The organism is Allobosea sp. RIT-PG3_2, assembly GCF_057321085.1.
On the sequence record NZ_JBXWCA010000008.1, the window covers coordinates 26,193 to 38,525 of the forward strand.

At 65.1% G+C, this 12,333-nt stretch carries 13 protein-coding genes; 5 read left to right on the forward strand and 8 right to left on the reverse strand.

Features of this window, described 5'->3' with window-relative positions; translation table 11 throughout:
- Positions 1-113 precede the first annotated feature (113 nt).
- From AC2FAN_RS20645 to AC2FAN_RS20660, 4 genes are read right to left on the reverse strand one after another with little or no spacing between them, the layout of a single operon-like run.
- Positions 114-698, reverse strand: a complete 585-nt coding sequence (locus AC2FAN_RS20645) for an amino acid synthesis family protein (protein WP_485176114.1) — start codon at positions 696-698, stop codon at positions 114-116.
- A complete protein-coding gene (locus tag AC2FAN_RS20650) occupies positions 695-1,279 on the reverse strand; it encodes an amino acid synthesis family protein (RefSeq protein ID WP_265050347.1) in 585 nt (194 codons plus the stop codon). Before AC2FAN_RS20650 ends, AC2FAN_RS20645 begins: the two co-directional genes overlap by 4 nt.
- Positions 1,272-2,156 (reverse strand): UPF0280 family protein, encoded by an 885-nt coding sequence (locus AC2FAN_RS20655; RefSeq protein WP_485176116.1) that lies wholly within the window; start codon positions 2,154-2,156, stop codon positions 1,272-1,274. The genes AC2FAN_RS20650 and AC2FAN_RS20655 overlap by 8 nt, the downstream gene beginning before the upstream one ends.
- 5 nt (positions 2,157-2,161) lie before the next feature.
- Complete coding sequence (locus AC2FAN_RS20660) at positions 2,162-3,646, reverse strand: 6-hydroxynicotinate reductase (protein WP_265050345.1); 1,485 nt, start codon at positions 3,644-3,646, stop codon at positions 2,162-2,164.
- A gap of 587 nt (positions 3,647-4,233) precedes the next feature.
- Here AC2FAN_RS20660 and AC2FAN_RS20665 point away from each other — a divergent pair.
- The 4 genes from AC2FAN_RS20665 (at position 4,234) to AC2FAN_RS20680 (ending at position 8,949) form a co-directional block, all read left to right on the forward strand.
- A complete protein-coding gene (locus tag AC2FAN_RS20665) occupies positions 4,234-5,397 on the forward strand; it encodes an ABC transporter substrate-binding protein (RefSeq protein WP_485176117.1) in 1,164 nt (387 codons plus the stop codon).
- Positions 5,398-5,540: 143 nt separating this feature from the next.
- The gene (locus AC2FAN_RS20670; RefSeq protein ID WP_265050343.1) at positions 5,541-7,445 is read left to right on the forward strand and encodes an ABC transporter permease; all 1,905 of its coding nucleotides are present in this window, start codon (positions 5,541-5,543) and stop codon (positions 7,443-7,445) included.
- A complete protein-coding gene (locus AC2FAN_RS20675; RefSeq protein ID WP_265050342.1) occupies positions 7,442-8,239 on the forward strand; it encodes an ABC transporter ATP-binding protein in 798 nt (265 codons plus the stop codon). The genes AC2FAN_RS20670 and AC2FAN_RS20675 overlap by 4 nt, the downstream gene beginning before the upstream one ends.
- On the forward strand, positions 8,239-8,949 hold the full coding sequence (locus AC2FAN_RS20680; protein WP_265050341.1) for an ABC transporter ATP-binding protein: 711 nt from the start codon (positions 8,239-8,241) through the stop codon (positions 8,947-8,949). The genes AC2FAN_RS20675 and AC2FAN_RS20680 overlap by 1 nt, the downstream gene beginning before the upstream one ends.
- A gap of 214 nt (positions 8,950-9,163) precedes the next feature.
- Here the strand turns inward: AC2FAN_RS20680 and AC2FAN_RS20685 are convergent, their stop codons facing one another.
- From AC2FAN_RS20685 to AC2FAN_RS20695, 3 genes are all read right to left on the reverse strand, one after another.
- The gene (locus AC2FAN_RS20685; RefSeq protein ID WP_265050340.1) at positions 9,164-9,661 is read right to left on the reverse strand and encodes a MarR family winged helix-turn-helix transcriptional regulator; all 498 of its coding nucleotides are present in this window, start codon (positions 9,659-9,661) and stop codon (positions 9,164-9,166) included.
- A 419-nt stretch (positions 9,662-10,080) separates the two neighbouring features.
- Complete coding sequence (locus AC2FAN_RS20690; protein WP_265050339.1) at positions 10,081-10,329, reverse strand: hypothetical protein; 249 nt, start codon at positions 10,327-10,329, stop codon at positions 10,081-10,083.
- Between the two features lie 33 nt (positions 10,330-10,362).
- Complete coding sequence (locus AC2FAN_RS20695; protein WP_265050338.1) at positions 10,363-10,665, reverse strand: hypothetical protein; 303 nt, start codon at positions 10,663-10,665, stop codon at positions 10,363-10,365.
- A gap of 248 nt (positions 10,666-10,913) precedes the next feature.
- Here AC2FAN_RS20695 and AC2FAN_RS20700 point away from each other — a divergent pair, with 248 nt between their 5' ends.
- Positions 10,914-11,840 (forward strand): manganese catalase family protein, encoded by a 927-nt coding sequence (locus AC2FAN_RS20700; protein WP_476806039.1) that lies wholly within the window; start codon positions 10,914-10,916, stop codon positions 11,838-11,840.
- 107 nt (positions 11,841-11,947) lie between these two features.
- Here AC2FAN_RS20700 and AC2FAN_RS20705 read toward each other — a convergent pair whose 3' ends face one another.
- Positions 11,948-12,244, reverse strand: a complete 297-nt coding sequence (locus AC2FAN_RS20705; protein WP_485176119.1) for a putative quinol monooxygenase — start codon at positions 12,242-12,244, stop codon at positions 11,948-11,950.
- Positions 12,245-12,333 lie beyond the last annotated feature (89 nt).

The window sequence follows — 12,333 nt, forward strand, 5'->3', positions numbered from 1 at the left end:
GCCCCGAAAAGGCGCTTCTGGCCGATTTACTTTTTTCGACAGAATGCATCGCTTCTGGATTCCGGGCTCGCCGCTGCGCGGCGCCCCGGAATGACAGTGGAGGTTCGTTGTCCTCAGCGCAGCCCGTCCTCGCCCTTGATCTCGTCGGTCTTCAAGCCACCGACGCGGGGCAGGGGGCGGCCGGCGCTGGTCAGCACCACCGCGACAATGATCTCGTCGGCGCGCGGGGCGTCGGGCACGCGTACCTCCATGCCGTCGAAATGGCTGCGGACATAGGCTGCCGCCTTGTGGCCGAGCGGCACGTCGAGCACGACGCCGAGCGAGCCGCGCTTCTTGGCCGAGGGGATGAGAGCCGGCGCCTTGCCGAGCAGCTTGCGCAAGGGCGCCCCAAGCTTGGGATGCAGGATCGCGGCGGCGTGCTCCAACTCGCCGTTCTCGCCGACCACAGCCGCCTTGCCGTAGCCCTCGACCTGCTCGCCGGGGATATCCAGCGCCGCCAGCGCATGGCGGCCGAGCAGGTCGCCCAGCTCCTCGCCGATCTCGATCAGCGGCGCGAGGTCTGCCTCGTAGCGCCCGGCGAACGGATTGGCGATCACGGCGACCGCCGCGGCGCGACGCACGGCCGGCTCGACCGGGCGGCCCATCTCCGAGCGGGTTTCGTCGGTGATGGTGACGATCTTGCGGATGCTTGCGCTCATCGCAGGCCATCCTCTCCCTTGATCTCGGAGGCCTGCAGCCCCCCGACGCGGGCATGAATGCGCGAGCCTGTGGTCATCACCAGCGCGAAGAGCAGCTCATCGGCCTTCGGCGCGTCGGTCAACCCGACCTCGAAGGCATCGAAATGGCTGCGGACATAGGAAGCGTTGATGTGGGTGACGGGGATGTCGAGCCGGGTGCCGGGGCCGCCGACCTTCTTGGTCGAGGCCACGATCGCCTTGGCGTCGCCGAGGATCTCGCGCATCGCATAGCCGCCCGGCGCATGCCAGAGAGCGCCATGTTCCAGCTCGCCGGCCGCGCCGACGATGGCGCCCTTGCCGTAGCCTTCGATAGCCTTTGGATCGCCGCCGAGAGCATCGAGAAGCTGGGTTGCCAGCGAAAGGCCGAGCGGCTTCAGATCCTCCATGAAGCCTGCGATCTCGGCGACATAGCGGCCGGCGAAGGGGTTGGCGATCACGGCCAGAGCCGCGCCGCGCTTCAGCGGCGCAGCGGGAGCGGGGCCGCCTTCATGGAAGATCGTCTCGACGACGACTGCGAGCTTGCGGATGGCGATCTCAGGCATGGGACAGTTTCCTCGATGTGGTTTCTGAAAGTGCGGGTAAGGCGAGCGTTTCGCTCCGGCCCTGGAGGTGCAGGGCGCATGACAGGATCAGGCCTAGCGCCTGCAATCTCTTCGCTTCTCGCAGGCCGGTAGCGAGTGCGTCTTGAATCTCGGTCTCGGCAAGCCTGCCGACATGGCGCGTGACCGGGATATTGCCCAGATCGCTGTCGGAGTGGATCGCGTTCGCGGGCATCCGGACGATGGCCGGATGGCCGGGCAGGTCCACCGCATTGGCAATCACGGTCGCGGCGGCATCGGCCATGGCGGCTGTACGCGCCAGCACCGTCACCGCTTCCGCGATCCCGCGGGAGAAGCTGCGGCCGGGATAGCCGCTGGTCGCGATGCCGTGGATGCCGTCCGTGGCGGAAATCGTCGTCGTGCCGAACAGGCTTGGCTGTTCCGGTCGGTCGACGAGCCCCACACGGACATGCTCGCCCTCGGTCAGATGCAATGCGATGTCGCCGCCATTGTTGACGAAGGCGCGCCGCAGCGGGGCAGTGCAGACCATCGCGCCGAGGATTTCCTCGGCGACCGAGCCGGCGACCGCAGCCATCGGCGTGATGAAGGTATCGACGGCAAAGGGCAGGACCGCCGCGTGCATGCGCCGGGCGACCACACCTTCCGGAACCGGGCTTTGGCTTGTGACGCGGCTGCGCAGCAGGGAGAGTTCGCCGCAAAGCTCGGCCAGCAGCCCGTCGAAACGGCGGCCCGCAGCCTCATATGCTGCCTGAACGGCGGAATCCTCTCCGGTCGCCTGGATGACGAGGTCGATCGGCCCCTGCTGCAGCAGCAGGCGCTTGCCATCGGGCAGGAAGCGCATCGAGGGCCGTTCGAACATGTCCGCTATCCGTGAGAGCGCCGTGTCTTTTGCGGCGCGAAGGGCCAGGGATTGTCCTGCCGCTGCGGGAGCTGGAGGCGCCCCTCGCTCTTGAGCAGGCTGAGCGGCTGAACATGGTCCATATGGCCGCCGAGCTCCTGATAATCGGAGAGCTTCATGGTGAATTCCAGCGGCGCGACCAGCGCGGGCGTCGGGACGTAGCCGAAGGCGTTCTCCGGCAGGCGCGTGACATCGACCATGAAGGTGATGCCGCCGCCCGGCCAGATATAGACCGGGGCGCCGCCGCAGGTGACATAGGTCAGCGAATCCTTGACCGAACGCGTCAGGCGCACCGGATTCTCGGTGACGCCGGCGCGCAGTGAGCCGCCGGCACCGCCGATGAACAGCACCGTCGACAGCGCAGGCTCGCAGTTCTCGGCGATGCGGTCGACCGGCTCGCGAAGCGGTGCGGGAATGTCCATCTCCACCGGGTTCAGCTCGTCGTCGAGCTCATAATAGGCGGCATGCTCGCCGGTGGTCGAGACCATGAGCAGGCGCAGGCCCGGACGCGCGACCTTGGGGTCGAACGGGCCGAGGATGGTCAGCGGATCGCTGATATTGGTGCCGCCCCAGCCGGTGCCGGGCTGCGCAACCTGGAAATAGCGGCCCGGCGTCGACCGGCGGCCCTTCATCTTGAGGCCGGTCGGCTCCATGCCGAGCAATTTGCCGGCCTGGTGCTCGGAGAGGACGCCGGTAATGTGGTCGTCGACGACGACGACCTCGTCGACCTTGCCGTGCCACTGCCTGGCGAAGATTCCGATGGTGGCCGAGCCGCAGCCGACGCGCATCCGGCTTTCCGGAATGCCGTTGACGATCGGCGGTTGTCCGGCCTGCACGACGACCGTCTCGCCGCCGTCGATCGCGAGCTCGACCGCCTTGCCGTTACAGAGCTGGAGCAGCGCGTCGCAGGTGACGCGGCCCTCCTTCTTCGAACCGCCGGTGAGGTGGTGCACACCGCCGAGCGAGAGCATCTGCGAGCCGTATTCGCCTGTGGTGACGTGGCCGACGGCCTCTCCCTCGACGCGCACGGTCGCGGTTTCCGGGCCGAGGAAGCGGTCGGTGTCGATTTTGATCTTCACGCCGCAATAGCTGAAGATCCCCTCGGTCACGACCGTGACCATGTCGACGCCGTCGACCTCCGAGGAAATGATGAAGGGCGCGGGCTTGTAGTCCGGATAGGTCGTGCCGGCGCCGATGGCGGTGATGAAGGTGCCGCGCGGGTTGAGGATGTCCCCGCTCCACTCGCGCTCGCCCGCAAAGGGCACGACCTCGCCGCCCTGGTCGATGGTCCGGCCGAGCACGACATGCGGATCGACGCGCACGAGCGCACCGTCGACATTGCCGTAGCGGTCGCAGGCGCCGACCGCACCGGGCTTGATGAAGCACATGACGGGGCAGGCATCGCAGCGAATCTTGTCGTCCACGGCGGCGGTTGTCACGTCTGAGGCCATAGCTCGTACCCCTCGCGCCGGCGGCGCAGATTGTTATTGTTTGTATGCAAACAATGTAAGCGCACGAACGGGAGTCCGTCAACAGTGGGACAAGACACCCGCGCAGTCCGGGGGCTGGCGGTCCCGGTTGCATCGGCTGCCGGGGGCGGGCCGACATGAACGCATGAGGATGGCCGCATACCCAATTTTGCATCGCGCCCGCCGGGCGGAAGCGCTAGAAGCCCAGCGACGCTCGGTGAGTCCTCCGCGCTGCCGGAGCATTGCGACGCCATGCGGGGACGGCGACCTTAGCCGCCTTCCGGCGTTGAGTGCCGCCCGCTTGCCGGCGGCAGCTGCCTTCAATGCGGGCAGCGGACAGAATTATTATAGGTTGACAAGAATTTTGGACCCCATCAAATTCGTAGGTGCACAAACAATTCAGTTGCGCGAGACGACCGCGATAAAGCCCTTTGAAGCCGGCATGGAGGAACCTGCCAGCGACGAAGGGACCGAATAGGCGCCGCGCATCTGAAGCAAGAACGAGGGGAACAGCGATGACGATAGACCGCAGACGCTTTCTAGCCGCCGCCTCCGCAGGCGCAGCAGCCATGGCTGCTCCCTCGCTCGTTCGGGCACAGGGCAGCGGCACCATCAAGATCGGCGAGATCAACAGCTACACGGCCCAGCCTGCCTTCCTGAAACCCTATCGCCAGGGCTGGGAACTGGCTCAGGATCAGGTCAATGCGGCCGGCGGCGTGCTCGGCCGCAAGCTCGAGACGATCTTCCGCGACGATGCCGGCAAGCCGGAGGACGCGGTGCGCCATGCCGGCGACCTCATCAATGCCGAGAAGGTCGACCTGCTCTCGGGCGGCTTCCTGTCCAATGTCGGCCTCGCGATCGCCGATTTCGCGGCGCAGAACAAGCGGCTCTACGCCGCCTCCGAGCCGCTCTCGGACGCGCTCGTCTGGTCAAAGGGCAATCGCTACACCTTCCGGCTGCGCCCCTCGACCTATATGCAGGCCGCGATGCTGGTCGAGGAAGCGGCGAAGCTGCCGGCCAAGAAATGGGCGATCGTCGCGCCGAACTACGAATACGGCCAGTCGGCGGTGAAGTGGTTCAAGGAACTGCTGAAGAAGGCGCGGCCCGATGTCGAATTCGTCGCCGAGCAGTTTCCCGCGCTCGGCCGTATCGATGCCGGCGCCACGGTCCAGGCCTTGGAAGCGGCCAAGCCCGAGGCGATCTTCAACGTCACTTTCGCCGCCGACCTGACCAATCTGGTGCGCCAGGGCAATACGCGCGGCCTGTTCGAGGGGCGCGCCGTCGTCTCGATGCTGACCGGCGAGCCGGAATATCTCGATCCGCTCGGCGCCGAGACGCCGGAAGGCTGGATCGTGACGGGCTACCCGCATGCCGATCTGCAGACGCCGGAGCACGTCAAGTTCCGCGACGCCTACAAAGCCAAGTACAACGACTATCCGCGGCTGGGCTCGGTCGTCGGCTTCGACACGATGAACTCGATCGCGGCGGCGCTGGCCAAGGCCGGGACGACCGACAACGAGAAGCTGATCGACGCGATGAAGGGGCTCAAATTCCCCTCCGCCTTCGGCACGGCCGAGTACCGCGCCGTCGACCACCAGTCGACGCTCGGCGCCTTCGTCGGCAAGACGGCGGTGAGGAACGGCAAGGGCACGATGGTCGACTGGAGCTATCGCGACGGCGCGAAGTATCTGCCGAGCGACGATGTCGTGAAAGCCATGCGCCCCGCGGGGTGAGGCTCAGCCGCCACATAGCCGGTTCCCGGACGGGCTGATCCGTCCGGGATGTCGTCTCAAACCTTCTGCTCTACGATCGCCTCCGTCGTGGCCTAACGTGCCGGCGGGGCCAGTGTCGTATACTGCCCGAAGGCGAGGTCCTCATGTTCGATCTCATTCTCACGCAGACGCTGAACGGACTTGCCTCCGCATCGTCTCTGTTTCTCGTCGCATCGGGGCTGTCGATCATTTTCGGCGTCACCCGTATCGTGAATTTCGCGCATGGCTCGCTCTACATGCTGGGCGCCTATCTGGCCTGGACGCTGGTGACCTGGTTCGGCCCCGGCGACGCGCTCGGTTTCTGGGGTGGCGTGGTGCTTGCCGCCCTCCTGGTCGCGGTCGTCGGCCTGCTGATGGAGGTCACGATCCTGCGCCGCATCTACCAGGCGCCGGAGCTCTTCCAATTGCTCGCGACCTTCGGTGTCGTGCTGATGATCCAGGACATCGCGCTGGCCACCTGGGGCGCCGAGGACAAGCTGGGGCCGCGTGCGCCCGGCTTCCGCAGCTTCGTCGTGCTCTTCGACAACCGCTTCCCGACCTACGAGCTGTTCCTGATCGCGGTCGGGCCGGCCGTGCTCGCGGTGCTCTGGTTCCTGTTCCAGAAGACGCGCTGGGGCACGCTTGTGCGGGCTGCGACGCAGGACCGCGACATGGTCGGCGCGCTCGGCGTCAATCAGCGGCTCCTGTTCACCTCCGTCTTCGCCTTCGGCGCGATGCTCGCCGGCTTCGGCGGCGCCCTGCAGCTGCCGCGCGAGGCCGTGACCCTGCATATGGACCTCGCGATGATCTCCGAGGCCTTCGTGGTCGTGGTGGTCGGCGGGCTCGGCAGCGTGACCGGTGCCTATCTCGCCGCCGTGCTGATCGGCATCCTGCATGCCTTTGGCATCCTGATCTTCCCCAAGATCACGCTCGTTCTCGTCTTCCTGGTCATGGCGGTGGTTCTGGTCATCAAGCCCTACGGGTTGATGGGCAAGCGCCCGGTCGGCCATGCGCGCGGCCCGGCCGCAGCCGAGCCCTTGCTGACGCCCGCCGACCGCGCGACGAAGCTGGCCGGGCTCGCCGCCCTGATCCTGCTCGTGCTCGCTCCGCTGGCGACGCCCGACTATCTGCTGCTGACGCTGACCGAACTCGTCATCTTCGCGCTCTTCGCCGCATCGCTGCATTTCATGATGGGGCCGGGCGGCATGGCCTCGTTCGGCCACGCCGCCTATTTCGGCCTCGGCGCTTATGGCTCGGCGCTGGCGGTGAAATGGCTGGGGGCCCCGATGGAGCCGGCGCTGATCATTGCGCCATTCCTGGCGGGCATCGCCGGCGTGGTCTTCGGCTGGTTCTGCGTCAGGCTGTCCGGTGTGTATCTCGCCATGCTGACGCTCGCCTTCGCGCAGATCTCCTGGGCGACGGCCTTCCAGTGGGTCGATCTCACCGGCGGTGACAACGGCATCCTCGGCGTCTGGCCGTCGCCCTGGGCGGTTTCGAAGACGGCGTACTACTATCTGGCCCTGGTGGTGTGCGCGATCTGCATCATCGCGCTGCGCTTCGCCGTGTTCTCGCCGCTTGGCTACGCGCTCAGGGCGGCGCGCGACAATCCGCTGCGCGCCGAGGCCATCGGCATCGACGTGATGCGCGTGCAGTGGGTGGCGTTCACCGTCGCGGCCTTCTCGGCTGGCATCGCGGGGGGCCTGTTCGCCTTCTTCAAGGGCTCGGTCTTCCCGACCTACATGGCGATCCCGCGCTCGGTCGACGCGCTGCTGATGGTCCTGCTCGGCGGCGTGCAGACGGTGTCCGGCCCGATCATAGGCGCCTTTGCCTTCGCGGGCCTGAGCGAGCAGCTGATGAAGCTGACGATGTACTGGCGGTTCATGCTGGGGCTGTCGATCGTGCTGCTGGTCGTGCTCTTCCCGCGCGGTCTCGTCGGCGGCCTGCTGGCGCTGCGGGAGCGGCGGCGCGATGCGCAGCACACCGATGATGGCGCGATCCCGGCCCGGCTGGCTGTGGAGGGCGTGCGATGAGCGCCGTTGCATCCCTGCGGTCCGATCTTGCGGACGATGCCGTTCTGGTCGTGCGCGATCTGGCGAAGTCCTTCGGCGGCGTCCATGCCGTTCAGGGCGTGTCTTTCTCGGTCGAAGCCGGCAAGATGCTGGCGCTGATCGGCCCGAACGGCGCCGGAAAGACGACCTGCTTCAACATGCTCAACGGCCAGCTGCGCCCCGACAGGGGAGAGGTTGTCCTCGCCGGCCGGCCGATCACGGGGCTGAAGCCGCGCATCGTCTGGCGCATGGGCGTGGGTCGGACCTTCCAGATCACCGCGACCTTCACCTCGATGACTGTCCGCGAGAACATTCAGATGGCGCTGATCTCCCATGAGCGCGGGCTCTGGAACCCTTTCGCGCCGGCCCGGGCGCGGCATGTCGCGGAGGCCGAGGCCCTGCTCGCGCAGGTCGGCATGCTCGAGCAGGCGGATCGCGCCTGTGGCGTGCTGGCCTATGGCGACCTCAAGCGTGTCGAGCTCGCCGTCGCGCTCGCCAACCGGCCCCGCCTTCTGCTGATGGACGAGCCGACCGCCGGCATGGCGCCGCGCGAGCGCATCGAGCTGATGGCGCTGACCGCCCGGATCGCCGCTGCCGAAAATATCGCGGTGCTCTTCACCGAGCACGACATGGATGTCGTCTTCACCCATTCCGACCGCGTGATCGTTCTCGACCGTGGCCGGCTGATCGCCGACGGCACGGCCGAGGATGTCAGGCAGGATCCCAATGTGCGGGCGGTCTACCTCGGCTCCGGCGCGACTTCGGGAGGCCATTGATGACCGCGCTGCTCGAAATCTCCGCACTCGACGCCTATTACGGGCGCGCGCATATCCTGCAGGGCGTCGCCTTCGGCATGGCGAGGGGCGAGGTGCTGGCGCTGATGGGCCGGAACGGCGCCGGCAAGTCCACGACGATGAAGGCGGTCATGGGCCTCGTGCCCCCGGCCGGCGGCAGCGTCTCCTTCGACGGGCGTCGCATCGACGGGCGCGAGCCCTTCGAGATCGCCCGGCTCGGCATCGGCTATGTGCCGGAGGAACGGCGCATCTTCTCGGAACTGACCGTGATGGAGAACCTCTCCGTCGGCCAGCGGCCACCGCGAGAGGGCGTGCCGCACTGGACGCCGGAGCGGCTCTTTGCGCTTTTTCCCAATCTCGGCCGCATGCGGGACAGGCCGGGCGGCGCGATGTCCGGCGGCGAGCAGCAGATGCTGACCATCGCCCGCACGCTGATGGGCAATCCGCAGCTCGTCCTCCTCGACGAACCCTCGGAGGGGCTGGCGCCGGTCATCGTCGAGGAGATGGCCAAGACCATCCTGGCGCTGAAGGACGAGGGATTGAGCATCCTGATCTCGGAGCAGAACCTGCATTTCGCCGGTAACGTCGCCAACCGCGCCGCGATCATCGAAAAGGGCATCATCCGCTTCACCGGGACGATGGACGAGCTCAAGGCCGACGAAGCCATCCGCAGCCAGTACCTGTCGCTCTAGAGCGTGCTGTTTTTTCACGGAAGCACGTCGTCATCCCGGGCTTGACCCGGGATCCATGCCGGAGCGCGTCCAGTCGAGGTTCAGGCATGGATCCCGGATCTGCGCTTCGCTCCGTCCGGGATGACCAGCCTTTCCACGAAACTCCAGCACGCACTAAAGGCCTCGACCTCAGGGCACCCGAGCAGGCACGCAATTGCGGTGGATGGCGTTCTGCTCAGCCGAGCTTGGCGAGGAGCGCAAGCAGTTGCTTCGCCTCCTCTCGCGACAGAGGTTCCAGCGTCGCGGCGGTGATCGCCTTCGCCTTCTCGAAGAGCTCGGGTATCGTCGCCTGCCCCTGCTCGCTCAGCCGGATGAGGATGCGCCTCTGGTCGTTGGGATCGGGCAGGCGTTCGACGAGGCCACGTTCGGCCAGGCGGGCGATGACGCCTTTGATGGTCGCAGGGTCCATCGCCGTCATGCGGCCGAGCTGGTTCTGCGAGATGTCTTCGCCCCCTGCAGCAAGCTTGCTCAATGCGGCGAATTGCGTCGGCGTCGGACCATTCTCGCCGATGGTCTGCTGGAAGATGGAGATATGGCGCTGCTGCGCCCGGCGCATCAGGAAGCCGACCTGCTCGTCGAGCACATAGCCGTTTGGCCGACCGACGGCCGGTTGCGAAGGCTTCTCGCCGGGCTCCTCGGGGCGTCGGGTGGACGCGCGCGCTCTTCCTCTCATCAGTTCTCCCCGCGGATGAGCATGCAGCTTGCACCGGCCCCTGAGCGGCTCACTGCACAATAAGGCGACAAAACTTGTTACTATACGTTCAATCGCCGCTTGTCCTGCCTTGAGTGCGCACGCCTTCGATTAAGGTGTCACTAGCCTTGCGGTCGCCTCCGGCCTCGCCGTGCTTGCGGTATCAAGGACTGGAGTGCGATCCGCAGTCGATCGACACCTGAATCTGATGCCTCAGTCCAGCGCCGTTCCTTGGCTGAGCCCGGCCGAGGTCTTGCCGCTCCCGCGGGCTCGACGCACCAACTCCTGGCCTACGGGCATATGTCCGCGCGGAGCTGCGTGGCGGGCCTTCGCGTTCGTCGCCATCACGGGCGGTCGGCAGCATCGTCGCGTCGAATGCCGCCACAGCCCGACCGGGTTCGCTATGATCTCGATAGCCGCTTTACGTTCGAGCGGACCTTTTGCCGGTATCCTCGAACAATCCCGATCGGTGCCGTGCCGGTTGCCAGCCTTCCAGCGGCCTGCTGGGCCGCGGCGACTTTCTCGGCCACCATTCGTTTTGCTTCGCTGTCAGCCGCCGCGCCACCTCTCGCGAGCTTGAGGGTGCGAAGCCAGATCGCTTGCTGGGCTTCAATTGCGAGCATCGACATCTCGTAGAACATTTTGAACATGGAACGTGGTTTCCTGCTACTCGGCATTGTGCTCTAGGTCGCCTCCGTGGACTTCCCCATGGCAAGGCTCTCGACATACCGGCGCCGGTTTTCCGAGGTGTTCGCCAAAGCGCGCTCGTCGAGCCATGCGATCAAGGCAGCCGGTCGAACCGTCACGAACTGAAGCGCTCTGCCCCTCGCCAGCCATTCGTTGCAGACCGCAAGTGCCTGCCGGCGCCAAGCCTCGTAATCGGGCGGCTCGTCATTGCCGTCGAGAGCCATTGCCCAAAGGCAAGCGAAATCTTCTGGCTGGTACCACGGTATGGCGACCGTATAAGTTTCAATTGTGGGTTTCACGGGAAAAACCGATCAACCGCGTTATCTGCGGAAATAAAGGCGTTAAATCCCGCTCTCTAAAGGCGCCTGTTTGCCCGGCATGTGAAAATAAATTCACGTATTATTTGAAAAATTTAGAGCATTCGTTGAAATTGCAGCGAAATACCGCCCGGTATGTCTTTTGACATACTGATTTTAATTATCAGTTGATCGGAACATAGCGCTGCGCATGGCCGTTTTTCGCAAAGGTAAAACGGGAGTTCAATTTCATGTTCATGCGCGTCGATCGGCTTCAGGCCGAACTGCCACCTCCAAAAAAGGCAGATCCCAATGCCGCCGCCGCTCTCCAGGAGTTGCTCGGCGGCAAGTATGGCGAGATGTCCACCCTCGGGAACTACATGTTCCAGAGCTTCAATTTCCGCAGCAAGGAGAAGCTGCGGCCCTTCTACAGTCTGGTCGCCAGCATCACGGCCGAAGAACTCGGCCATGTCGAGCTGGTTAGCAATGGCGTGGCCATGATTGCCAATGGGCCGGACAAGAAGGATGGCGACCTCGGCGACGGCGGAGACATCTCCAAGGCGCCTTACGAAGGCATGCAGGATATGCGGCTTGCAGCGGCATTCCTGTCGAATGCGGGTGGCGCGACGCCGGTCAATAGCAACGGCGTCTCCTGGAACACCGATTTCATCACGACAACGGGCAATGTCGTGACCGATCTGCTGCACAACTTCCATCTCGAATGCGGCGCTCGGCTCCATAAGCTGCGCGTCTACGAGACGCTGACCGACCCGACAGGACGCGAGGTTTGCGGCTATCTGCTGGTCCGCGGCTCGGTCCACGCTCATGCCTATGCACTTGCGCTGAAGCAGATCACCGGCGTCGAGATCGAGAAGATGCTGCCGACGCCGAACATCAATCTCGACAAGATCCCCGAATGTCAGAAGTACCTTCAGGAAGGCTCGCACCGGCGCCTCTACACGTTCAGCCCCAGCGATTACCGGGAGATGGCGGGCATATGGGGCAACGGAGAAATGGCCCTGCCGGGCGATCCCCCAGGCGAGTTGGAAGTCGTCGAGGGCATGCCGGAGGGCGGCAAGATCCATCAGTTGACCGGCGTTCCCTCCGCGTTCACGCCGGACTATGCCCCCGAGGAAATGTTCGAGATTGCCACCAAGCTCTACAAAGCCTCTCGATAAGGAACGAGCGATGGCTGATCGTGCCGACACCAATCTCGACGGTGCCGCCGAGCGTGCTCGGCGGCAAAGCGAAGCATCTTGAGGTCCGTTTGCGCCGATGCGTGCGATCAGGCGATCTGTTCGAGCGGGTGGATCTCGATCTGGGCAATGGTTCCGGCCGGCAGCTGCGCATTGAATGCACGTATGGCCTCGCCGGACATGTGCTGTTCCCATAGGGATCGCGATGCCCATTCTTCAACGAAGACGTAGACGCCCTTTTGGGTGGGGTTGCTGAAAAGATGGTAGGATACACATCCTGCTTCGGTTCGGGTTGCGACGGAAAGAGCGCTGGCGTGCTTCTCGAACGCATTCTCTTTTCCCATCGTTATGACAACGCGGGCCACGACTTTGATGTTGGCGGTCATCTCTTGCCTTTTGAGTTGAGGGAGTCATTTGCCTGCGCGTCGCCGTTCGGCTTCTTGTCGACGGCACACGCTGGAGGCTCCCAGTCCCC

Excerpts from the sequence above, each read along its gene's own strand:
- AC2FAN_RS20645 (WP_485176114.1), bottom strand. The coding sequence starts at position 698 with ATGAGCGCAAGCATCCGCAAGATCGTCACCATCACCGACGAAACCCGC.
- AC2FAN_RS20650 (WP_265050347.1), bottom strand. The coding sequence starts at position 1,279 with ATGCCTGAGATCGCCATCCGCAAGCTCGCAGTCGTCGTCGAGACGATC.
- AC2FAN_RS20655 (WP_485176116.1), bottom strand. The coding sequence starts at position 2,156 with ATGTTCGAACGGCCCTCGATGCGCTTCCTGCCCGATGGCAAGCGCCTG.
- AC2FAN_RS20660 (WP_265050345.1), bottom strand. The coding sequence starts at position 3,646 with ATGGCCTCAGACGTGACAACCGCCGCCGTGGACGACAAGATTCGCTGC.
- AC2FAN_RS20665 (WP_485176117.1), top strand. The coding sequence starts at position 4,234 with ATGGCTGCTCCCTCGCTCGTTCGGGCACAGGGCAGCGGCACCATCAAG.
- AC2FAN_RS20670 (WP_265050343.1), top strand. The coding sequence starts at position 5,541 with ATGTTCGATCTCATTCTCACGCAGACGCTGAACGGACTTGCCTCCGCA.
- AC2FAN_RS20675 (WP_265050342.1), top strand. The coding sequence starts at position 7,442 with ATGAGCGCCGTTGCATCCCTGCGGTCCGATCTTGCGGACGATGCCGTT.
- AC2FAN_RS20680 (WP_265050341.1), top strand. The coding sequence starts at position 8,239 with ATGACCGCGCTGCTCGAAATCTCCGCACTCGACGCCTATTACGGGCGC.
- AC2FAN_RS20685 (WP_265050340.1), bottom strand. The coding sequence starts at position 9,661 with ATGAGAGGAAGAGCGCGCGCGTCCACCCGACGCCCCGAGGAGCCCGGC.
- AC2FAN_RS20690 (WP_265050339.1), bottom strand. The coding sequence starts at position 10,329 with ATGTTCAAAATGTTCTACGAGATGTCGATGCTCGCAATTGAAGCCCAG.
- AC2FAN_RS20700 (WP_476806039.1), top strand. The coding sequence starts at position 10,914 with ATGTTCATGCGCGTCGATCGGCTTCAGGCCGAACTGCCACCTCCAAAA.
- AC2FAN_RS20705 (WP_485176119.1), bottom strand. The coding sequence starts at position 12,244 with ATGACCGCCAACATCAAAGTCGTGGCCCGCGTTGTCATAACGATGGGA.